The following is a 22,247-nucleotide window of genomic DNA, read 5'->3' as shown; positions in this document are numbered from 1 at the left end:
AGAAAGGTAATTGAAAGGATCAATGAGAAAGGACAGATACTATGAAGGTTGTTGATATGCATTGTGATACCATTTCAGAACTTTTTTACCGCAAGGAAGAAGGAAAGGAGTATTCCATCTTAAAAAATAACTGTCATATTGACTTGGAGCGCATGAAAAAAGGGGATTACTGCCTGCAGAACTTTGCCATGTTTACAAATCTCGCCAGGCAGGAGCATCCATTTGAATATTGTATGAAACTAGCCGACCTGTTCTATACGGAACTGGAAAAATATAAGGATATGGTTGGCATCGTAAAATGCTATCGGGATATTGAAGAGAACCGGAAAAATGGAAAGATGTCTGCCTTGCTTACCATAGAGGAAGGCGGTGTTTTCCAGGGAGAACTGGCTTTTTTAAGGAATTTTTACCGTTTGGGTGTCCGTATGGCGACTCTCACCTGGAACTATAAGAATGAACTGGGTCATCCTAACCGGATCTGGGAGGAAAATGGAGAGGCCTTTTTCCAACCGGAAACAGAGCATGGTCTTACGGAAATGGGAATCACGTTTGTTCAGGAAATGGAAAAACTGGGAATGATCATAGATGTGTCTCATTTGTCCGATGCCGGTATCGATGACGTGTTCCGGTATACGGAAAAGCCTTTTGTGGCCAGCCACTCCAATGCCAGGACCATTGCTTCCAATCCCCGGAACTTAACGGATAATATGATAAAACTCCTTTCGGAACGTGGCGGTGTGGCCGGAATCAATTACTGCGCCGATTTCCTTCATGACTGGAAAAAGGGAGAAGGAGTTTTAAGCCGGATGGAGGATATGGTTTCCCATATAAAGCACATGAAGCAGGTGGGCGGCATCCAGTGCATTGGCCTCGGGTCGGATTTTGACGGCATCGGAGGAAATTTGGAGGTGAAATCTCCGGAAGATCTGCCTCTTATGGAAGCTTATATGAAAAAGGAAGGGTTTTCAGAAAGCGAAATTGAAGCGGTCTTTTATGGAAATGTTTTACGGGTTTATAAGGAAATTTTACATTAAGACAAAAATTTACATAAATTTTACATTTATGTGCATGTTACTTTACATAGATTTGATATAGTACTTACATAGCATGTCTTAACATGAAAATCAGGAGGATACTATGTCAATCACAGAGATACAAATGCTATTTAAATTCATCGGAGGGCTGGGGATGTTCCTCTATGGGATGGATGCCATGGCTGATGGACTTCAAAAGTCCGCAGGCCATAAAATGCAGCAGCTTTTAGGCTTTCTCACCAGCAACCGGCTTATGGGCGTACTTTTGGGAACCGGAATTACTGCCATAATACAAAGCAGCTCGGCTACCACAGTCATGGTAGTTGGTTTTGTTAATGCTGGAATCATCAATCTGGGCCAGGCTGTCGGCATTATTATGGGAGCAAATATCGGTACTACTGTTACCAGCTGGATCGTATCCATGAGCGAATGGGGAGAAATGCTTAAGCCCGAGTTTTTCGCTCCGGCACTGGTAGGGGTAGGCGCAGTTTTAAGCCTTTTTACCGGAAGCGGCAAAAAGAAGCAGATCGGAGAAATTCTTGTGGGCTTCGGTGTACTGTTCATAGGACTTTCGTTTATGTCAGATTCCATCACTCCTTACCGGAACGCTCCGATTTTCAGTCAGGCATTCTCCGTATTAGGAAAAAATCCGTTTCTTGGAATTTTAGCTGGTCTTGTAGTGACGGGCATCATTCAAAGTTCTTCGGCTTCCGTGGGAATTTTACAGACTTTGGCACTCAATGGAATTGTAAACTGGCAGTCAGCGATTTATATCACTTTAGGACAAAATATCGGTACCTGTGTCACTGCCCTGCTTTCCAGTGTGGGAGCAAATAAAACCGCAAAGCGTGCTGCTGTGATTCACCTTCTTTTTAATGTGACGGGCGCTGTGATTTTCGGATGCATCATGTTTGTTATGTTTCGGCTGAATCCGGTTTTTGCCGCATCACGAATCAGCAGTGTGGGAATATCCATCTTCCATACCATTTTTAATGTGAGCAATACCGTAATTTTATTCCCCTTTGCCGGGCTATTGGTAAAGGCTTCCGGTATCCTTGTTCATGAGGATAAAAAGGAAGCTCCTATGGATACTGATGGCCAGATGAAACGTCATCTGGATGAAAGAATTCTGGAAACTCCTTCCTTTGCAATCGAAAACGTAAATCATGAAGTAGTGAACATGGGCTATGCAGCCATGGAAAACTTGGACCTTGCAGCGGCGGCTCTTCTGGGCAGTAACAAAACAGAGGCAGAGCTGGTGGAAAAAATGGAACAGAAAATCAATAATTATGAAAAAATATTAATTGATTATCTGGTAAAGATCAATAACCAGTCTTTAAACGAAGAGCAGCATCTTCTTGTTAAAAATTTATTTTACACGGTCAGCGATTTTGAAAGGGTCAGTGATCACTGTGAGAACCTATCGGAGCTGGCGGTGGAAAAGGCCAACCGGAACATTGTTTTTTCAAAGGAAGCAGAAAATGAGATAAAGGAAATGATCAAAGAAGTCAGGGCATCTCTGGAGCATGCCATAAAAGCAAGGGAGACCTCTGACATGTCTGAGGTCCGTGCCGTAGTCCAATGTGAAGAACGTGTGGACAGTCTGGAAGAAGAATTAAGGGAACGCCATATCGAACGTTTATCGGCTCAGACCTGCAAGCCGGAGAACGGAGTGATCTTTTTGGATGCTCTGAGCAATCTGGAACGTATTTCGGACCATGCCCATAATATCGCCGGTTATGTGAGAGATGAAATGTAACAAAAGGCGGCATGGCTTTTTCTTCATGACGGAACGCCCTGAGGGCATATCTTTCTTCTGAAATGCCCAGGCGGAAAAACGGAAAGGAGACTGTATGGAACTTATCTATGTGATTGAAGACGATGACAACATCAGGGATTTAATAAAAATCGCTCTGGAAGGTTTTGGCTATGAAGTATCCGCCTTTGAGATGGCGGAGGATGCCTTGCGGCACATTGAGTCAGATCAGCCTGCCCTGGCTGTGTTTGATCTGATGCTTCCCGGTATGGATGGCCTGACAGCTATCCGCAGGATTCGGAAAAATGAATCGTTAAAAGATATCCCTATTCTTATTCTGACTGCGAAAGACAGGGAGTTTGATAAGGTGGCAGGATTGGATGGAGGAGCCGACGACTACATGACAAAGCCTTTTGGAGTCATGGAACTGGCTGCCAGGATCCGAAGCCTTCTGCGCCGCAGTACCAGGGACCAGGCAGAATCAAACGAGTTGAACCAGTATTGTTTAAATTTAAACAAAAAAACCAGAGAGGTTCACTGTGACGGCATGAAAGTTGAACTGACCTTAAAAGAATTTGAGCTTTTACAGTATCTGATGGAGAATCATAATAAGGTCGTCACCAGAGATGAGCTCTTAAATCACATCTGGGGATATGATTACGATGGAGAAACAAGAACCCTGGACATGCATATCCGCACCCTGCGGCAAAAGCTGGGAGAAAACGGCGGTTCCTGCATTAAGACGGTCCGTGGTGTAGGCTATCGTTTTATTAAGACGGAAGAGTAGGAAATTGTATGTCCTGGCTGCGAATACCCCGGAATGGAGGTGTCTATGAGAAGTGTGATCTTTAAGAAATTCATACAGATCATTTTGGTTGTTCTGATACTCAGCAGTACTGTTTTTTACATTGCTTCCAGCAGTGCATTGCTTAAAAACTCCAGACAGGATATGACCTACACACTGAAAGCCATGGATGAGATCCTGGATTATACCGGCAGTCTTGACGGTGAGATAGAGGATCTTAAGCAGACCCTCAGTGAAAGTCAAAGCCGTTTTACGATAATACGTATGGATGGAAGCGTTGCGGCCGATACTGGAAACGTACCGGCCGCTTCCCTGGATAATCATTTAGACAGGGAAGAGGTAAAAGAGGCCCTGGCAGAAGGGACCGGAACGGCCAGGCGTTACTCGGATACCCTGAAAGAAAACATGCTTTATGTGGCTATCTGCTCCTCACGGGCTGATTATATACTTCGTATGGCTATTCCTTATTCCGGAATGAAAGAATATCTGATGCTTCTTCTGCCTGCCATCTGGCTCAGCTTTCTTATGGCTATTATGTATTCTGCATTTTCCGCAGACAGCTTTTCAAAATCCATAACAAGGCCTTTAAAGGAAATCTCTCAGGAGATGCTTAAAGTAAACGGGGATTATACGGATCTCTCCTTTGAAACCTACCAATATCCGGAAATTAATATTATTGCGGAAACGACCACTGAAATGTCTAAGAATGTAAAAGAATATTTAAATCAGATTGAACTTGAAAAACAGATCCGCCAGGAATTTTTCAGCAATGCCTCCCATGAACTGAAAACACCTATCACATCGGTTCAGGGATATGCGGAGCTTCTGGAAAGCGGAATCATTCAGGACGAGGAGCAGAAGATGGATTTCATAAGACGCATCAAAAAAGAAGCGGTCAATATGAATCATCTCATCAATGACATCCTCATGATTTCCCGTCTTGAAGCAAAAGAAGCAGAGGTTTTAAAAAATGATGTGCGCCTGTCCATTCTATTAGACGATATTGTTGAATCCTTAAAACCCCTGGCAGCCTCCCATGAAGTTATGATCCATGTGGACTGCAAGCCCCTTTGCATCTATGCCAATGGGCAGCAGATGAAAGAGCTTTTTGGGAACCTCATCAGCAATGCCATAAAGTATAACAAACCCGGCGGTCAGGTATGGGTAACCGTGACAGAGGAGAACCGCAATGTGATTATCCGTGTAAAGGATAACGGAATGGGAATTCCCAAAGAATCCTTAGGCCGCATTTTTGAACGTTTTTACAGGGTAGACAAAGGACGGAGCAAGAAGCAGGGCGGGACCGGCCTGGGGCTTTCCATTGTAAAGCACATTGTAAATTTCTATCATGGGACGATTACCGTCCGGTCAGAGCTTGATGTGGGGACGGAATTTGTCGTAAAGATTCCAATTCAGGAAAAAATATGTTAATATTGATTCAGTAAATGATAGGAGGTGTGCAGATATGGGAAATTTTATATTAACCTGCTGTTCAACGGTGGATATGAAGAAGGAATTTTTTGAACAGCGCCAGATTCCCTATGTGTGTTTTCACTATACAATGGATGGCGTTACCTACCCGGATGACTTGGGACAGAGCATTCCCTTTCCGGAGTTTTATGACCGGATCGCCAAAGGAGCCACACCTGTGACTTCCCAGGTTAATGTAGATGAATATTGTGATTTTTTTGAACCGTTTTTAAAGGAAGGTAAGGATATTCTCCACCTTACCCTTTCCTCCGGTATTTCAGGAACCTATAATTCTGCATGCGTGGCCAGGGAAGAGATGAGTTCCAGATATCCGGATAGAAAGATCGTCATTGTGGATACCCTGGGCGCATCAGCCGGTTACGGTCTTTTGACCGATGCGGTGGCTGATCTAAGGGACAAAGGTGCTGCGCTGGAAGAAGCGGCAGAGTGGACGGAAAACAACAAGCTATTGGTACACCATTGGTTTTTTTCTACGGATCTGACCAGCTTTAAGCGTGGTGGCAGGATTTCGGCCACATCAGCAATGCTTGGCACGGTGCTTAACATCTGCCCGCTTATGAGCATTGATGACAAGGGACATTTGATTCCAAGGCAGAAGATCCGCACCAAAAAGAAGGCCATCCAGGAGATCGTTCACACGATGGAGGCCCATGCAATAGACGGAAAGAATTACAGCGGTAAATGTCATCTCTCTTATTCCGCCTGTGAAAATGACGCCAGGGAGGTGGCAGCTCTGGTGGAGGAGCGTTTCCCCAGACTTTCCGGGAGGGTGCTGGTAAACAGCATCGGTGCTGTCATCGGCTCCCATACAGGACCTGGTACCGTAGCTCTGTTTTTCTGGGGGGACAAACGAGTGGATTAGACGAAAAACGGATTGCTTTTCCAAATGAGGCAGAAATTAATTGTAATATCCCGGAGAGGGGTTTTCCTAATTGCTAGGAGGCTCTCCGGGATTTTCTTTTACATAAATGTCAAAGTGTGTTAAAATAGAGACGGAATGCAGAAAAAAGGAGAACTCTTATGAAAGGAAAAAATTCAGCACATGTGGCAGCGTTGTATGGGATGCTGATTGCACTGGCATTTGTTCTCAGCTTTGTGGAAACCCTGATTCCCATTTCTCTTGGGGTGCCCGGAGTAAAGCTGGGACTTGCCAATCTGGTCACAGTTGTGGGGCTCTACACGGTAGGAGCAGGTGGCACAGTCATCGTCTCCCTTTTGCGTATCGTTCTCACCGGGTTTACCTTTGGGAACTTATTTGCCATGCTGTACAGTCTGGGTGGCTGGAGTTTAAGCCTGCTTTTAATGGTCCTTTGCAGGAAAACAAACTGGATGGGGACAACGGGTACCAGTATTCTGGGAGGTGTCGGACATAACATCGGACAGGTTTGTGTGGCTGCCCTTGTAGTCAGACAGGCAGGAGTTTTCTATTATCTTCCCATGCTTTTAATCGCCGGTACGGCCGCTGGGCTTGTCATAGGGATCCTGGGCGGTATGATTATAAGCAGGATCCAAGATTTTATTAAAAAAATGCAATAATATCAAAATATATCGTATTGTTTTGCTACAACAGGAAAGGTATAATGAGATAGGCAATTAGGAGAAAAAACCAGGAGGAATACCACAATGATTGATGAGGCAATTAAGAAACTGGTACAGTATGGACTTGACACAGGCTTGATCGGGGAAACAGACCGGTATTACGCCTTAAACCAGATCCTCGATGTAATGATGATGGACGAGTATGAGGAACAATCTGGAGAATTTGGGGAAATAGAGCTGGAAGAGGTTTTGCAGGAATTGCTTGATTATGCCTGCCAGACCGGGATTATAGAGGAAGACAGTGTTACATACCGGGATCTGTTTGATACAAAGCTGATGAATTGTCTGATGCCCAGACCCAGCGAAATAGAAAAGACATTCTGGCAGCTGTACCATAGCCAGTCACCTCAGGCGGCAACCGGATATTATTATAAGCTGAGCCAGGATTCCGATTATATCAGACGCTACCGGATCAAAAAGGACATGCGGTGGGTGACATCTACCAAATATGGAGATCTGGACATTACAGTAAACTTATCAAAGCCGGAGAAGGATCCAAAGGCCATTGCGGCGGCAAAGCTGGCAAAGCAAAGCGGCTATCCAAAGTGTCAGCTTTGTATGGAGAATGAAGGTTATGCTGGGAGGACCAACCATCCGGCCAGAAACAATCACAGGGTCATCCGGCTTACCATCAATAACAGCCAATGGGGGTTTCAGTATTCCCCTTATGTTTATTATAAGGAACATTGTATTGTTTTCAACGGAAAGCATATCCCTATGAAAATTGAGAGAGATACCTTTGTGAAATTGTTCGATTTTGTCAGGTTGTTTCCGCATTATTTTCTAGGCTCCAATGCGGATCTGCCCATTGTGGGCGGCTCCATTCTTTCCCATGATCATTTTCAGGGAGGGAATTATGATTTTGCCATGGCAAAGTCTCCCGTTGAGGCTTATTTCAGGTTCCAGGGCTTTGACGGCGTAGAAGCCGGGATCGTAAAGTGGCCCATGTCAGTGCTGCGTATCAGAAGCAAGAATCCGGAGAAATTGATAGATCTGGGAACTAAGGTTTTGGATGCCTGGAGGGCTTATTCAGATGAAGAGTTCTTTATTTTTGCAGAAACGGAAGGAGAGCCTCATAACACCATTACCCCAATAGCCAGAATGCGTGATGGCGTTTACGAACTGGATCTGGTTTTAAGAAACAACATTACAACAGAGGAATTCCCTCTTGGTGTTTACCATCCCCATCAGGAGCTTCACCACATCAAGAAAGAAAATATCGGATTAATTGAAGTTATGGGATTGGCAGTTCTGCCTTCAAGGCTTAAGGAGGAGCTGAACCTTCTGGCCCAATGTCTTGTGGAAGGTAAAAATATCAGAGATGTAAAAGCCATAGAAAAGCATGGAGATTGGGCGGAGGAATTTCTAAGGAAATACGAGAAAGTGACAAAAGAAAATGTGGAGGAAATTTTAAAGAAGGAAGTAGGCCTTGTATTTGAACGGGTGCTGGAGGACTCGGGCGTTTATAAATGCAACGAACAGGGACGGAGAGGATTCGTACGGTTCCTGGCCAGCGTTGGATTTATCTCTTGTTCACAATAAAAAGACTGTGAGAATGTCAGATGGATTGGTGTTTGTAATTATGGCCCCTTTGAGGTATATTCGAGTGGGAGTGAAGGGAAGTTATGTATTCACTCAAAAACATACGGAACCGGCGGAAAGAGCCGGAGGGGGACAGATAAACAGTCATGAAGCAGATAGAAAACAAAACACTGAGAACGCTTGCGGAGTATGGAATGATTACCTTCAGCATCTGGATTATGGTGGTAGGGATCTATTTTTTCAAATTCCCCAATAATTTTGCATTCGGAGGCGTTACAGGGTTTGCAACAGTTATCAGTGCATTGACCCATTGGTCGGCCAGTGAATTTACAAACATTGTGAACACGGCTCTTTTGGTAATAGGCTTTCTGTTTCTGGGACGGAACTTTGGGATAAAGACAGTTTATGCCAGCATCCTGATGTCCATTTTCCTCTATATGTTAGAAAAGCTGTATCCTATTACAAGACCTCTCACAGGAGAACCGCTTCTGGAATTGATTTTTGCGATTCTTTTGCCAAGTGTTGGCTCTGCCATCCTTTTTAATACAGGAGCTTCCAGCGGAGGAACAGATATTATTGCCATGATACTGAAGCGATACACATGCCTTAATATAGGGACAGTGCTTTTGCTGGTGGATGTAACGGGCGTCATTATGGCCTATTTTGTATTCGGGCCGGAGACAGGATTATTTTCTTCCCTGGGCTTAATGGCAAAATCTCTTGTTATCGGTGATGTCATTGAGAATATCAACCTGTGCAAGTGCTTCAGCATCATCTGTGATGATCCTGCACCGATCTGCGAATATATCATTCATGGATTAAACCGGAGTGCCACGGTTTATGAGGCACAGGGCGCTTTCAGCCATCATAAGAAAACAGTCATCTTAACGACCATGAAACGCTCCCAGGCTCTTAAGCTTAAAAATTATATACGGACCGTTGAGCCAACTGCATTTATCCTGATTTCCAATTCCAGCGAGATTATAGGTAAGGGCTTTCTGGCCAATTAAAAGAAACCGGAGAATTTATATTCTCTGGTTTTTTTGATGGATAAGACAGCAGATGCGGGTTTTGAAACCGTCATTTTTCACAAAAATGCACTTTAACGCTTTAAAAACACATAAAATTAAAGTAATAAAATTGACGGCATGTCTTTTTTGTAGTATGATACGAATTAAGTTCCAGAAAGGACGATATTTTGGAAGGAAGAGGAGAGAAGATTATGAAAAAAACATCAAAAGTATTATCACTGGTGGTTGCCGGGGCCATGATGATGTCTTTAACGGCATGCGGCAGTAAAGCCCCGGATACTACAACAGGGGCACCGGAGACCACTACGTCAGAAGCGAAGACAAGTGAAGCAGCAGAATCCACGGCAGATAAAACTGCAGACGGAAAACAGTATAAAATCGGTGTTCTCCAGCTTGTGCAGCATGCGGCTCTGGATGCGTCCAATAAAGGGTTTATCCAGGCCCTTGATGATGCAGGTATTAACTATACGGTTGACCAGCAGAATGCATCCGGCGACCAGCCTACATGCCAGACCATTGCCAGCAAGCTGGTCAATGATAAAGACGATTTGATTCTTGCCATTGCAACACCGGCAGCACAGGCCGTTGCAGGAGCTACAAGCGATATCCCGGTCCTGGTGACAGCGGTCACTGACCCTGCATCATCAGATTTGGTAGAAAGCAATGATAATCCGGGAGGAAATGTAAGCGGCACCTCTGATTTGACTCCGGTCAAAGAACAGATTTCCCTGTTAAAAAAGATCCTTCCTGATGCTAAAACCGTAGGAATCCTTTACTGCTCCGCAGAGTCCAACTCTGAGATCCAGGCAAAGATGGCAAAAGAAGCCATTGAAGCAGAAGGCATGACTGCAGTGGATTACACCGTATCCAATTCCAATGAAATCCAGACAGTTGTTACCTCCATGGTTGGCAAGGTAAATGCCCTTTATGCACCTACGGATAATACCATTGCCGCAGGTATGGCAACGGTAAGTATGGTAGCCAATGAAAACGGGATCCCTGTGATCTGCGGTGAAGAAGGCATGGTTAATGCCGGCGGACTTGCTACATATGGTATTGACTATTATGAACTTGGTTACTTAACGGGACAGCAGGCAGTAAAAATCTTAAAAGACGGTGCAGACATCTCAAAGATGCCTATTGAATACCTTCCTGCAGATAAGTGCAAGCTGACTGTCAATGAGGAAACAGCCAAAATCCTTGGAATCGATGTTTCCGGCCTTAAATAGGCGGATTGAAACAGCAATGAGCGGCAGGCGGTGCCTGTATGACTGGCCGCCTGCTATCCATAGATGCTTTACATAAAGAATGTGGCTTTCATTTTTTATGTAAGGCATTTATGCCTATGTACGCCTTAGGGGCATAATTTTCCGCCCGTAAAACGGGGTGGACCTGCCAAAATACATCGGCAGGAACTATGAAAATAGAAAACACGCGGAGGAATGATTGATGAGTGGTTTACTGGTATCCCTTCAGGATGCAGTTGTTCAGGGAGTTTTATGGGGGGTCATGGTTTTAGGGGTTTATATTACCTATAAACTGTTGGATATTGCTGATTTAACGGTAGATGGCAGCTTTGCCATGGGCGGCTGCGTATGTGCGGTCATGATACTGAATTTTCACGTAGATCCCTGGATCGCCTTAGGGGCTGCGACCATAGCCGGGATAGCGGCCGGAGGGGTGACCGGATTATTACATACAATCTTTGAGATACCGGCGATTCTGGCCGGAATCCTGACTCAGATCGGACTTTGGTCTATAAATCTCCGCATCATGGGAGGAAAGAGCAATGTACCGCTTTTAAAAACGGATACGATTATGTCTAAATTCGTTGCGGTAACTGGATTAAGCAAACAGGCTTCCGCTATGGTCATTGGGATTGGGGTGGCGATAATTATGATCGCGCTCCTTTACTGGTTCTTTGGAACGGAAATCGGAAGTGCCATGCGGGCGACCGGGAATAATCAGGCGATGATCCGTGCTCAGGGTGTCAATACCAATTGGACGAAGCTTCTGGCCCTGGCCATCAGCAACGGTCTTGTGGGGCTTTCCGGAGGACTGGTATGCCAGAGTCAAAAATATGCAGATATCGGTATGGGTACGGGTGCCATTGTCATCGGCCTGGCAGCTATCGTTATCGGTGACGTACTCATGGGGAAATTACGCTCTTTCGGAAGTAAGCTTACATCGGCGGTAGTTGGTTCCGTGATATATTTTGTAATCCGTGCCGTGGTTTTGAGAATGGGCATGGATGCCAACGATATGAAGCTGTTGTCGGCTGTGATTGTAGCCGTAGCACTTTGCGTACCGGTCATGGCAAACAAATGGCGCATCAGGAAAGCTTATACGGAGGGAGGAGAATAAACCGTGCTGGATATTAAGAATGTGAGAAAAACGTTTAATAAAAATACCATCAATGAAAAGAAAGCCTTGAATGGCATTGACCTTCATTTAAATGAAGGTGATTTCGTTACTGTAATCGGCGGAAATGGTGCAGGTAAATCCACAATGTTAAATATGATTGCAGGAGTGTACCCCATTGACTCCGGAAAAATCCAGATCGATGGTATTAATATTTCCAGGGATCCGGAGTATAAGAGGGCCAAGTACATTGGAAGGGTATTTCAGGATCCCATGATGGGTACCGCAGCCGGAATGGAAATTCAGGAAAATATGGCGCTGGCTTACCGCAGGGGTCAGGGAAGGGGACTTGCCTGGGGGATCAGGACCAATGAAAAAGCATTTTACCATGAGGCTCTTAAAAAACTTGGACTTGGGCTTCAGGACCGGATGACCAACAAGGTGGGCCTTCTCTCCGGAGGCCAGAGACAGGCTCTTACACTACTCATGGCGACCTTAAAGAAACCAAAACTTCTTCTGCTTGATGAACATACTGCTGCACTTGATCCAAAGACTGCCAGAAAGGTACTGGATATCACTGAGGAGATTGTGAAAGAACAGAATCTTACCACCCTCATGATCACCCATAACATGAAGGATGCCATCCAGATCGGCAACCGGCTTGTGATGATGCATGAAGGCCGCATTATATATGATATAGCAGGGGAAGAAAAAAAGAAGCTGGAAGTGGAGGACCTTTTAAAGAAGTTTGAAGAGGCCAGCGGCGAGGAATTCTCCAATGACAGAATGATACTGGCGAAATAGGAAAAAATTCGGGACCGGAAGCCCCTCACAGGCTTTTCCGGTTCTTTTTCTTGATTAATGTACGGAATCTTATTTATTAAAGTGTCTTAGGATGGATTATTTCATAGTTTGTAACATAATCTTAATAATTTTTTGCAGGACCAATATCGCAAAGTATGACATTTTATGCTATACTTAGACAGATAGGCTCATAGCCTGAATCGGCTTTCCGCTAGAATAGAGGGAGATGGAGAGAAAATACAGGATGGAAAACAATCATGAGAAAAAAGATTATATAATCCGTCTGGATAAAGCCAGAAAGAAACGCAGCCAGAATGATTATAAGAAATTATTGACACTGGGAGGTGCAGCGGTTCTTTGTGTTGCAGTTCTTTCAGCCGCAGGTATGGCTGTGAAGAAACAAATGGGTGCGAAACCGGCAGGCCTTGCCACAGGATCGGAGGCCTTTGCGGAAAAGACTGAAGAATCCGCAGCTTCCATGTCGGAGGCTGAATCGGAGGCTCAGGCTGTAAAAGAAAAAGAGGAAAAAGAGAAGACAGTAAATTCCTATAAAAATTTGGGAATTATCCAGGTGTCGGGCTATTTGAACGTGAGAAAAGCACCGGGAACCGAGGAAGATGTGGTCGGAAAGCTTCAGGGTGACAGCGCCTGTGACATTCTGGAAAAAACGGAATCCGGCTGGTATAAAATATCTTCCGGAGGAATTGAAGGATACATTAACTCCGAATATGTCCTGACTGGAGAAGAAGCAAAAGCAAAAGCATTGGACTTCGTAAAACTGAGAGCGGTGGTCCAGACCGAAAGTATGAACATCAGGAAGGAGCCTTCCACCAGTTCGGACGTAGTAGGCCAGGCGCTATTAAATGAGCGGTATGAGGTGGTAAACCAGACAGAAGGCTGGGTACAGACTACTGCCGGATATTTGTCTTCTGACTATGTAAAACTGGAATACGGACTAAATGAAGCCAGGAAGCTGGATTTAAAGGCAATGGTGTTTAATCTCTATAAAAATATCGGTATTTCCGATGTGGATAATTATTTAAATGTACGAGATGAACCGAACGAAAACGGCAAGGTCATTGCAAAGATGCCCAGCAAAGCTGCAGGAAATATTCTGGAATCTACGGATGACGGCTGGTATAAGATCCAGTCCGGTAATATCACCGGCTATGTAAAGTCCGATTATATCCTCACAGGACCTGCGGCAAAGGATGAAGCCCTGCAGGTAGCAGAGCTGATGGCGATTGTTAACACAGATATGTTAAACGCCAGAACCGAGCCTTCCACGGATGCAAAGATCTGGACACAGATATCCAACAACGAACGGTATCCTGTATTAAAGCAGATTGATGGCTGGATAGAGATTGAGCTGGAGGAAAACAGCAGTGCTTTCGTATCCACAGATTATGTTGATGTGCGGTATGCCCTGCCTGAGGCCATCAAGTTTTCTCCGTTGGAGGAGAAGGCCAATGCACAGGCATCTCTCAGGACTCAAATTGTAAATTATGCTCTGCAGTTTTTGGGAAATCCTTATGTGTGGGGAGGAACCAGCCTTACAAAAGGGGCGGACTGTTCCGGCTTTACTTTATCTGTTTACGCTCACTTTGGCATTGGACTGCCTCATTATTCCGGCGCTCAGGCAGGAATGGGCAAGGCTGTGAAATCCGGAGAGATGAGACCAGGGGATCTGATCTATTACGCAAGCAGCGGAGGGAAGATCAACCATGTTGCCATGTATATTGGAAACGGCCAGATCGTACATGCAGCCAGCAGACGGAGCGGTATAAAAATATCTACATGGAATTACCGGACACCGGTAAAGATCCGTAATATGATCGGTGATTGATGTAAGGCTCCCGGATTGAAATTTAATGGATGTTTTGATTAAATTTCAATCCGGGAGTCTTTTTTAAAATCTTTTTCTATGGTTTACAAATTCTGGAAAAAGGATTATAATAATGAATGCCGTTATATATTTGAAAATATAACGGAAAAGCAGCGGTTCTTAAGCATGGTAAAGAGTTATATAAAAAATCAGAAGAACTGTTTATGAAATATTTTAAGGGGGTATTGGAATGAGGAAGCTGTTTAAAGCGGTTTTGGAAACAATGGAAAAGGGCGAAGAGGGGGTTTTGGTAACCATTATTGCAAGTTCCGGATCCACTCCCAGAGGTGCAGGATCTCATATGCTGGTAAGACGGGACGGAACCACGGAAGGTACCATCGGAGGGGGAGCGGTGGAATACCGGTCCATACAGAGGTCTCAAAAAGCGATTGAGGAAAAGTCCTCCTATATCCACAGCTTTGTACTGGGAAAAGAACAGGTAGCTGATCTGGGTATGATCTGCGGTGGTGATGTGGTGGTTTACTTCCAGTATCTGGATCATGAGAACCAGGAATTCAAGGACTTGTGCAGGAAGATAGAAGAAGCCTATGATAAGGATGAGGACAGCTGGCTTATTATGGATATTACCAATGAATCCACTTGGGGGTTGGGCATCTGGTGCAAATCAGCGGGATTTGCAGGAATAAAAGGAATTACAGAAGAAGAAAGGAAATGTCTTCTTCAGAATAAAGCGGTACAGAAAAACTTTGGTGAACGTAAGTATTACTGCGAACCTCTGGTCAGGGCCGGCAGTGTCTATATTTTCGGAGGCGGACATGTGGCGCAGGAATTGGTACCGGTTCTGGAGCATGTTGGATTCCGGTGTACTGTTTTTGATGACCGGCCGGAATTTGCCAATGAAAAACTGTTTCCCCAGGCAGAGAAGACCATTGCTGGGGATTATGAACGGATTTTTGATTACCTTCAAATAAGAGAATGTGATTATATTTGTGTTATGACCAGAGGACACCAGTCGGATTATTTGGTTCAAAGACAAGTCCTTACGAAAAGCGCCTGCTATATCGGTGTGATTGGCAGCCGCAGGAAACTGGAAACTCTGGCTGAAAAACTCATGGCAGACGGCGTTTCCAGAGAACAAATAGACAGCTGTCACAGCCCTATCGGTCTGGAGATCTATGCAGAAACACCGGCTGAGATCGCCATCAGCGTGGCGGGAGAACTGATTGCTGTCAGAGCACAGCGGGAAGGGCGAAAAAAATAATGGGGAAATTCCTGTTCTTAAAAGGTGATTCCGGAGAAGGAAAGACAACCCTGCTTTTTGAATGCTTAAAACCCATGCACCAGATGATTGGAGGGTTCTATTCCCAACGTTTGGTAAGTGAAGAAGGAAGGACGATGGGATTTCGTATGGTCCCGGCACAGGAAGAATGGATTCCGGCAGCTTTCTATAAAAAAGGAATGACCAATGTATTTATTCAGCGGACGGAACATGGATTCCATAAATATCCCGAATTTTTTGTAACCGAAGGATTAGAAATTCTTCGCGCCTCCGCACATAGCAGGCTCTGCCTTATGGATGAAATAGGCGGGGTAGAGCTGTTTGTACCAGAATTTATGGAGGAGGTTCTTCGCTGCATTGATCGTCCGGTTCCATGCATCGGAGTGTTAAAAAGCCATAAAAATCTGAAGGCCATGAAAACCAGAGTTCCCATACAGCCAGATTCGGACAAACTTCTTTTGGATTTGGAAGAAAAACTGGAAAATCGGACAAATGGCCGGGTCTTCACCTTTGATCGTGAAAAAAAAGAATACATTCGGGCAGAAATAATGGAATTTTTGAGTGAATGTACGGAAAAGGAAGGAAAGGAAACACATGACAGAAAGGGACTGGATCTATAAAAAACGTTTTGGTATTATTGTGCTCTTGTTTTTTGTCTGTTTTTTTGGTTCTTTCCTGCTTGGACGTTATCCAGTATATCCGGACACGCTTTTAAAGGTTCTTTTTTCTGCAGTTTTCCCCGTAGAAGTTACCTGGCCTGCCCAAATAGAGACTGTTGTTTTTCAAGTCCGTCTTCCCAGAGTATTTATGGCTGCATTGATCGGCGGGGGATTATCCTGCGCAGGAGCGGCATATCAGGGGATTTTTAAGAATCCCATGGTCTCACCGGACGTTCTGGGTGCATCCTCAGGGGCAGGATTAGGTGCTGCCCTGGGATTGTTTTTTTCATTCGGTTACAACGGAGTAACAACCAGTGCCTTTCTCTTTGGCCTTTGCGCGGTAGGGCTTGTCTGCCTCATTAGCAGCCGGGTAAAGTATAATCCAGTATTGGGACTGGTGCTGTCCGGCATGATGATAAGCTCTCTTGCTTCCGCAGCAGTTTCTTTTTTAAAACTGGTTGCGGATCCCACCAATACCCTTCCGGTCATTACCTACTGGCTGATGGGAAGCCTGGCATCCATCCGGCAGAAAGACGCTATGTTTGCTGCTCCATGGATCCTGACGGGGATTCTTCCGATTTATCTTCTCCGGTGGCGGATCAATGTATTAAGCCTTGGTGAAGAGGAAGCAAGGAGCATGGGAATCAATGCGGGGAGGCTCCGCTTGATCATTGTAGTCAGCGCAACTTTAATTACCTCAGCAGCAGTTTCAGTCAGCGGTCATATCGGATGGGTGGGACTTGTGATTCCTCATTTTGCCAGAATGCTGGTGGGAAGTGATTACCGAAGGCTGTTGCCGGCCTCTCTGCTTATGGGCGGCAGTTTTCTGCTGCTTGTGGACAATTTTGCCAGATTATTGGCTACCAGTGAGGTTCCTATTGGCATATTGACTGCATTTGTTGGTGCGCCCTTCTTTTTATATCTTATTTTGCGGGAAGGAAACAGGCTATAGAGGAGGAGTTATGGAGCTGACGGTAAAAGATCTGGAATTCAGCTATCATTGTTTTCCAGTATTAAAAGGGATCAGTTTCTCGTTTAACAAGGGAGAGCTGGTCTGTGTTCTTGGAAAAAACGGTGCAGGAAAGAGTACGCTTTTTCGCTGCCTGTTAGGTTTGCTAAAGGGGTACCAGGGAGAGATTCTGATCGATGGAACGGAACGCCGGCACTTCTCAGAGAGGGATTTGGCCGGAAGGATTGCCTATATCCCCCAGAATCACAATACTGCATTCTCCTTTTCAGTTCTGGATATGGTGCTGATGGGAACAACCGCATCCCTGCCCCGCTTTGCGAATCCGGGGAAAAAAGAAAAAGACAGGGCATTGAATGCGCTGAAGCTTTTAAGGATAGCCGGTCTAAAGGACCGTATATTCGGGCAGCTCAGCGGCGGAGAACAGCAGCTTGTGCTGATTGCAAGGGCAATCGCCCAGGAGGCAAAAATTCTGATTATGGATGAACCATGTTCCAGTTTAGATTACGGCAATCAGATCCGGGTTATGAAGGAACTGCGTAGCCTGTCAGAAAAGGGATATTTAATTGTGCAGTCCACCCATAATCCGGAGCATGTCTTTCATTTTGCCCATAAAGCACTGGTGATGATGGATGGAACGATAAGGGCTTTGGGTAAGCCGGACAAGATCCTGACAAAAGAACTTCTGGAAGGTGTTTATCAGGTGCCTATAGAGATTTATGAAGATTTAAGAAGCGGTAAAAAAGTGTGTATGCCTGGGAAAGGTGATGAGTATGTGGGAAATTTATGACAATCTGATAGAGCCAATACCGGATGACGTGAAAATAGAAGATTATTTTGCCGGAATCCAGTGGACTTCGGTGACTGCCGGTGGTTGTACCGGTGCGGCAGCGACTAATCCGCTTCAGACCATTCCAAGAACTGAAAAAAACATTCTGGATATGTCATGGAAGGAAGCGGCAGGGTTGATAAAATCATGGAATTTTACAGAAGCCAGCATAGGTGCGGCAGCAGTAAATGCTTTTTATAATCAGCCGGACCGGATCAGCAGGCTGGAAAGGAAAGGCGCAATCAGACAGCTCTCTAAGGAAGATGCCTTTATGGCCCATCGTGAGGATATGAAAGGAAAAAAAGTAGCGACCATCGGACACTTTCGCTTTGCTGGCAAATATTTGAAGGAAGCGAAATCCTGTGTAATTCTGGAACGGAATCCAATGAATGGGGATTATCCGGACAGTGCCTGTGAATACATACTTTCGGACAGAGATTTTGTGTTTATCACCGGGTTTACCCTGGTTAATAAAACGCTTCCAAGGCTTTTAGAGTTGTCGCGGAATGCCAAAGTCATATTAGTGGGGCCAAGTGTGGCTCTGGCTCCTGGACTTTTTGATTTTGGCGTGTGGGAGCTGGCAGGTACGCTTATTACAGAGAAAAAGCTTACAGAGGAATTTGTGAAAAAAGGAGAGCACAAGGCGGTAATCCGTTCCGGACTGCCGGTAAGGCTTTCCCAAAAATAAGTATTAGCCGCAAAAGCGGCGGAAAAGGGAGATTATATGAAAAAAACGAGAAAAGGGCTGGTACTGGCTGCATTCTTTGCTGCTGCAGTACTGGCAAATGGCTGCCAGAAGGAAAGCGGTAAGGAGGTTCCTGCCAGCCCGGCGGAGTCAACTGCGTCTGTAAATGCAGAAACTCAAACAGAAACAGAAAAGGCGGGCGAAACAGAGTCGCAGTCAGACACCAGAATATTTACGGATTCAGCAGGAAGAGAAGTTACGCTGCCAAAGGAAATTAACAAGATTGCTCCTTCCGGGCCATTGGCACAGATTGTGCTTTATACCTTTTGTCCGGATAAGCTGTCTGGACTTGCTTCTGACTTTTCTGAAGGTGCAAAGCAGTATATCGATGAAAAATATTGGGGACTTCCTAAATTCGGCCAGTTTTATGGGAAGAATGCAAACCTTAACATGGAGGCACTTATTGCAGAAAGTCCGGATGTAATCATTGATATCGGCGAAGCGAAAAAAACGGTAAAACAGGATATGGATGCCCTTCAGGAACAGCTAAACATGCCAGTCATCTTTATCGAGGCAGATTTAGATACCATGAGTTCTGCTTATGAAAAGCTGGGAGAGCTTACCGGAGAAACTGATCAGGCAAAGAAACTGGCGGACTATTGCAATAACCTAATGAAAAAGGCTGAAACAGCCAAGGAGCAGATAGCAGAAAAGAAATCGGTTTATTATGCTTCTGGAGATGATGGCCTTCACACCAATGCAGAGGGTTCCATTCATGCCCGGGTCATCGAACAGATCGGAGCGGAAAATGCAGCCAAGGTTGAAAAGGTATCAAGCGGCGGCGGAAGTGAAGTATCCTTTGAACAGCTTCTTCTGTGGCAGCCGGATATTATCATTGCAGATTCTGATGCCCTGTATCAAACCATAACAACGGATAAGGTCTGGGCAGAATTAAATGCAGTGAAAGAGGGAAAGGTTTATGAGATACCTTCCGTTCCGTACAGCTTTATGAGCAGCCCGCCTTCTGTAAACCGGATGATCGGGATTCAGTGGCTGGGCAATCTTGTATATCCGCAACTGTATAATGTTGATATCAAACAGGAAGTGAAGAATTTCTACGAACTGTTTTATCATGTATCTCTTGATGATGCACAGTTGGAAAAAATCCTCAGATAAATAAATATATCCCCCGGACATGGATCTGACTTTTGCACAAGTTCCATGTCCGGGGGATCAGTATTTTAAGATTTCTGCTGGTTTTTATTTCTGTTATAGTTGATCAGACAACCGGCCTTTACGATTTCCCGTTCTTCCGGGGTCATATCGGCGATGTGCAGTCCAATTTCATGAATCGGATATCCTTCCCTGTTTTTCACCACATAAGCAGGGATATGCTTCATATCACCGTCAAGGGCGGTACGGATTCCCGGAACATAAATGAAGTCTCCTACTTCAAAATCAGGTTCTTCATCCAGAAGGAAGGGGAGCATCCCCCAGTTCATAACATTGGAACGGTAGCGCTTGGTAGCATACTCTTTGGCAATATTTGCCAGGCCGCCCAGGACTCTCTGGCAGCTGGCTGCCTGTTCCCGTGCAGATCCGTCACCCGGTTTTACTGCATAGATTATGCTTCCGATCTCAGTTTCCGCCGCCATCTGCTTTGACTGGTTTAAGTAAGTGCCCAGGGCTTGAAAAACGGATTCCAGTGGCTGACCGGCTTCTAAGGGGGCTTTTCCGGATTTTCTATTTTGCTCCAGTTCATTTACTTTCTTGGAACGTTCCACGTATTCCGGATCCCGGCGGGACAAGGTAAATTCCGCAAGACCGAGAGGGTTGGAGCGGTAGGAGGAGGTTTCACCGGAAGGAATCAGCTCATCGGTGGTAGTTACAGGATCCATGATCTTTGCGCATACCCGTAAAAGGATGTTCTCTGTCAAAGCACTCATGGCCGGCCAGTCCTTGATATTTGGTCCGTAAATCAGGGGAGTCTCAGGCAAAGCCTTACCAAAGCCCTGATATACCCGCCTGTCATAGGACGAGGAATCGAATTCATAAGCAGGTACAAGGTAATCCTCTCCATACCCTTCTGCAGAAGTCAGGTAGCCGCCGTTTGCCGCCGTTGCCGCGATGGAACGGGCATCCATGAGAGCGACACAGGATATCTGTCCGCTCCCCGGCTTGGAGCCTTCCCTGTTGGGGAAGTTTCTTGTGGTGTGGCGGATGCTTAAGGAATTGTTGGAAGGAGTATCTCCTGCTCCAAAGCATGGGCCGCAGAAAGCTGTCCTTACGGTTGCTCCGGCTGCCATCAGTTCCGAAATGGCTCCCTTTTTCACCAGATCCATATATACCGGCTGAGAGGAAGGATATACGGATAAATTAAAGATATCATTTCCACAATTTTTCCCCGATAAAAGATGGGCAGCTGCCATAACATTGGAGTAGTTGCCTCCGGCGCAGCCTGCGATCACGCCCTGCTGAACCATAAGCTTTCCATTTACAATCTTGTCGGTGAGAGAAAGGCTGGCCTTGGAACTTCCTGCCATGCGCTCTGCTTCCTTTTCCACGGTCCGGAGAATGTCGCCCAGGTTTTCGTTCAGCTGGTTGATCTCATACGTATTGCTGGGATGGAAGGGCAGGGCGATCATGGGCTTGATGGTGCTTAAATCCACGTAAACGACTCCGTCGTAATAAGCCACTTCCTCAGGGTTCAGTTCCTTGTAAGCATCTCTGCGCCCATGGAGATCCAGATACGCCTTTGTGTCCTCGTCGGTTTTCCAGATGGAAGAAAGGCAGGTGGTTTCCGTTGTCATGACATCCACGCCGTTCCGGTAATCCGTATCCATGGAAGACACTCCTGGCCCTACAAATTCCATGATCTTGTTCTTGACATAGCCGCTTTGAAAGACCGCCCCGATAATGGCCAGAGCCACATCATGAGGACCGACAAAAGGGGAAGGGCATCCGGTAAGATAAATGGCAACAACGCCCGGATAGGCCACATCATAGGTGTCTCTCAGAAGCTGCTTTACCAGTTCTCCGCCGCCTTCTCCAATGGCCATGGTCCCCAGGGCACCATATCGGGTATGGCTGTCGGAGCCGAGAATCATGCGCCCGCAGCCGGCCATCATTTCCCGCATGTACTGATGGATAACGGCAATGTGAGGGGGAACAAAAATCCCGCCGTATTTTTTTGCGGCAGAAAGTCCGAATACATGATCATCCTCATTAATGGTACCGCCAACTGCGCACAGGGAGTTGTGGCAGTTGGTCATAACGTATGGAATGGGAAATTCATTAAGCCCTGATGCCCGGGCAGTCTGGATAATCCCTACAAATGTAATGTCGTGGGAGGCCATAGAGTCAAAACGAAGCTTCAAATGATTCATATCATCCGAAGTATTATGCTCCTTTAAAATGGAATAGGCGATGGTACCCTTTCTTGCCTCAGCCTTATCTGCAGCCTTTCCTGTAAGGGCAGCCACTTTTAAAGCTTCCTGTTCCGGAACCAGTTCCCTTCCATGAACAAGATAAGCACCGCCGTCATACAATTTCACCATAT

19 protein-coding genes are annotated in these 22,247 nt (G+C 45.5%); 18 read left to right on the top strand and 1 reads right to left on the bottom strand.

Features of this window, described 5'->3' with window-relative positions; genetic code table 11:
* Window positions 1–41 precede the first annotated feature (41 nt).
* From CLOSA_RS10860 to CLOSA_RS10775, 18 genes are all read left to right on the top strand, one after another.
* Window positions 42–1,034, top strand: coding sequence for a dipeptidase (locus tag CLOSA_RS10860; protein WP_013272818.1), 993 nt, complete (start codon window positions 42–44; stop codon window positions 1,032–1,034).
* Between the two features lie 103 nt (window positions 1,035–1,137).
* A complete protein-coding gene (locus CLOSA_RS10855) occupies window positions 1,138–2,793 on the top strand; it encodes a Na/Pi cotransporter family protein (RefSeq protein ID WP_013272817.1) in 1,656 nt (551 codons plus the stop codon).
* A 94-nt stretch (window positions 2,794–2,887) separates the two neighbouring features.
* A complete protein-coding gene (locus CLOSA_RS10850; protein WP_013272816.1) occupies window positions 2,888–3,577 on the top strand; it encodes a response regulator transcription factor in 690 nt (229 codons plus the stop codon).
* A 45-nt stretch (window positions 3,578–3,622) separates the two neighbouring features.
* Window positions 3,623–5,026, top strand: a complete 1,404-nt coding sequence (locus CLOSA_RS10845; protein WP_013272815.1) for a sensor histidine kinase — start codon at window positions 3,623–3,625, stop codon at window positions 5,024–5,026.
* A gap of 34 nt (window positions 5,027–5,060) precedes the next feature.
* Window positions 5,061–5,948 carry a DegV family protein gene (locus CLOSA_RS10840; protein ID WP_013272814.1) on the top strand — a complete coding sequence of 296 codons (888 nt, stop codon included), beginning with the start codon at window positions 5,061–5,063 and terminating at the stop codon, window positions 5,946–5,948.
* 158 nt (window positions 5,949–6,106) lie between these two features.
* Window positions 6,107–6,622 carry a Gx transporter family protein gene (locus CLOSA_RS10835; protein ID WP_013272813.1) on the top strand — a complete coding sequence of 172 codons (516 nt, stop codon included), beginning with the start codon at window positions 6,107–6,109 and terminating at the stop codon, window positions 6,620–6,622.
* 87 nt (window positions 6,623–6,709) lie between these two features.
* Window positions 6,710–8,227 carry a UDP-glucose--hexose-1-phosphate uridylyltransferase gene (gene galT / locus CLOSA_RS10830; protein WP_013272812.1) on the top strand — a complete coding sequence of 506 codons (1,518 nt, stop codon included), beginning with the start codon at window positions 6,710–6,712 and terminating at the stop codon, window positions 8,225–8,227.
* A gap of 146 nt (window positions 8,228–8,373) precedes the next feature.
* Window positions 8,374–9,237, top strand: coding sequence for a YitT family protein (locus tag CLOSA_RS10825; RefSeq protein WP_013272811.1), 864 nt, complete (start codon window positions 8,374–8,376; stop codon window positions 9,235–9,237).
* A 212-nt stretch (window positions 9,238–9,449) separates the two neighbouring features.
* Window positions 9,450–10,487 (top strand): ABC transporter substrate-binding protein, encoded by a 1,038-nt coding sequence (locus CLOSA_RS10820; RefSeq protein WP_013272810.1) that lies wholly within the window; start codon window positions 9,450–9,452, stop codon window positions 10,485–10,487.
* 220 nt (window positions 10,488–10,707) lie between these two features.
* Window positions 10,708–11,622: an ABC transporter permease gene (locus CLOSA_RS10815; protein ID WP_013272809.1), complete on the top strand. Its 915-nt coding sequence runs from the start codon at window positions 10,708–10,710 to the stop codon at window positions 11,620–11,622.
* A gap of 3 nt (window positions 11,623–11,625) precedes the next feature.
* A complete protein-coding gene (locus tag CLOSA_RS10810) occupies window positions 11,626–12,423 on the top strand; it encodes an ABC transporter ATP-binding protein (protein ID WP_013272808.1) in 798 nt (265 codons plus the stop codon).
* A gap of 244 nt (window positions 12,424–12,667) precedes the next feature.
* Window positions 12,668–14,269, top strand: coding sequence for a C40 family peptidase (locus tag CLOSA_RS10805; RefSeq protein ID WP_013272807.1), 1,602 nt, complete (start codon window positions 12,668–12,670; stop codon window positions 14,267–14,269).
* Window positions 14,270–14,498: 229 nt separating this feature from the next.
* A complete protein-coding gene (locus CLOSA_RS10800) occupies window positions 14,499–15,530 on the top strand; it encodes an XdhC family protein (protein WP_013272806.1) in 1,032 nt (343 codons plus the stop codon).
* Entirely contained in the window at window positions 15,530–16,168 is a 639-nt protein-coding gene (locus CLOSA_RS10795) for a nucleoside-triphosphatase (protein ID WP_013272805.1), read from the top strand. The genes CLOSA_RS10800 and CLOSA_RS10795 overlap by 1 nt, the downstream gene beginning before the upstream one ends.
* The gene (locus CLOSA_RS10790; protein WP_013272804.1) at window positions 16,143–17,159 is read left to right on the top strand and encodes a FecCD family ABC transporter permease; all 1,017 of its coding nucleotides are present in this window, start codon (window positions 16,143–16,145) and stop codon (window positions 17,157–17,159) included. Before CLOSA_RS10795 ends, CLOSA_RS10790 begins: the two co-directional genes overlap by 26 nt.
* Window positions 17,160–17,169: 10 nt before the next feature.
* A complete protein-coding gene (locus CLOSA_RS10785; protein ID WP_013272803.1) occupies window positions 17,170–17,964 on the top strand; it encodes an ABC transporter ATP-binding protein in 795 nt (264 codons plus the stop codon).
* Window positions 17,948–18,691 carry a DUF364 domain-containing protein gene (locus CLOSA_RS10780; protein WP_041708612.1) on the top strand — a complete coding sequence of 248 codons (744 nt, stop codon included), beginning with the start codon at window positions 17,948–17,950 and terminating at the stop codon, window positions 18,689–18,691. The genes CLOSA_RS10785 and CLOSA_RS10780 overlap by 17 nt, the downstream gene beginning before the upstream one ends.
* 36 nt (window positions 18,692–18,727) lie before the next feature.
* Window positions 18,728–19,864, top strand: coding sequence for an ABC transporter substrate-binding protein (locus tag CLOSA_RS10775; protein WP_013272801.1), 1,137 nt, complete (start codon window positions 18,728–18,730; stop codon window positions 19,862–19,864).
* 65 nt (window positions 19,865–19,929) lie between these two features.
* Here CLOSA_RS10775 and CLOSA_RS10770 read toward each other — a convergent pair whose 3' ends face one another.
* Complete coding sequence (locus tag CLOSA_RS10770; RefSeq protein ID WP_013272800.1) at window positions 19,930–22,245, bottom strand: hydratase; 2,316 nt, start codon at window positions 22,243–22,245, stop codon at window positions 19,930–19,932.
* Window positions 22,246–22,247: the final 2 nt, after the last annotated feature.

It is taken from the genome of [Clostridium] saccharolyticum WM1 (genome assembly GCF_000144625.1).
GTDB lineage: Bacteria > Bacillota > Clostridia > Lachnospirales > Lachnospiraceae > Lacrimispora > Lacrimispora saccharolytica.
Note: the sequence above shows the minus strand (reverse complement) of the source record. Positions and strands in the feature narration are given on the sequence as shown.

Bases quoted from the DNA above. Each gene is read 5' to 3' on its own strand.
- CLOSA_RS10790 (WP_013272804.1), top strand. From the start codon at position 16,143: ATGACAGAAAGGGACTGGATCTATAAAAAACGTTTTGGTATTATTGTG.
- CLOSA_RS10825 (WP_013272811.1), top strand. From the start codon at position 8,374: ATGAAGCAGATAGAAAACAAAACACTGAGAACGCTTGCGGAGTATGGA.
- CLOSA_RS10785 (WP_013272803.1), top strand. From the start codon at position 17,170: ATGGAGCTGACGGTAAAAGATCTGGAATTCAGCTATCATTGTTTTCCA.
- CLOSA_RS10780 (WP_041708612.1), top strand. From the start codon at position 17,948: ATGTGGGAAATTTATGACAATCTGATAGAGCCAATACCGGATGACGTG.
- CLOSA_RS10840 (WP_013272814.1), top strand. From the start codon at position 5,061: ATGGGAAATTTTATATTAACCTGCTGTTCAACGGTGGATATGAAGAAG.
- CLOSA_RS10835 (WP_013272813.1), top strand. From the start codon at position 6,107: ATGAAAGGAAAAAATTCAGCACATGTGGCAGCGTTGTATGGGATGCTG.
- CLOSA_RS10800 (WP_013272806.1), top strand. From the start codon at position 14,499: ATGAGGAAGCTGTTTAAAGCGGTTTTGGAAACAATGGAAAAGGGCGAA.
- CLOSA_RS10845 (WP_013272815.1), top strand. From the start codon at position 3,623: ATGAGAAGTGTGATCTTTAAGAAATTCATACAGATCATTTTGGTTGTT.
- CLOSA_RS10795 (WP_013272805.1), top strand. From the start codon at position 15,530: ATGGGGAAATTCCTGTTCTTAAAAGGTGATTCCGGAGAAGGAAAGACA.
- CLOSA_RS10820 (WP_013272810.1), top strand. From the start codon at position 9,450: ATGAAAAAAACATCAAAAGTATTATCACTGGTGGTTGCCGGGGCCATG.
- CLOSA_RS10860 (WP_013272818.1), top strand. From the start codon at position 42: ATGAAGGTTGTTGATATGCATTGTGATACCATTTCAGAACTTTTTTAC.
- CLOSA_RS10855 (WP_013272817.1), top strand. From the start codon at position 1,138: ATGTCAATCACAGAGATACAAATGCTATTTAAATTCATCGGAGGGCTG.
- galT (WP_013272812.1), top strand. From the start codon at position 6,710: ATGATTGATGAGGCAATTAAGAAACTGGTACAGTATGGACTTGACACA.
- CLOSA_RS10775 (WP_013272801.1), top strand. From the start codon at position 18,728: ATGAAAAAAACGAGAAAAGGGCTGGTACTGGCTGCATTCTTTGCTGCT.
- CLOSA_RS10815 (WP_013272809.1), top strand. From the start codon at position 10,708: ATGAGTGGTTTACTGGTATCCCTTCAGGATGCAGTTGTTCAGGGAGTT.
- CLOSA_RS10850 (WP_013272816.1), top strand. From the start codon at position 2,888: ATGGAACTTATCTATGTGATTGAAGACGATGACAACATCAGGGATTTA.
- CLOSA_RS10805 (WP_013272807.1), top strand. From the start codon at position 12,668: ATGGAAAACAATCATGAGAAAAAAGATTATATAATCCGTCTGGATAAA.
- CLOSA_RS10770 (WP_013272800.1), bottom strand. From the start codon at position 22,245: ATGGTGAAATTGTATGACGGCGGTGCTTATCTTGTTCATGGAAGGGAA.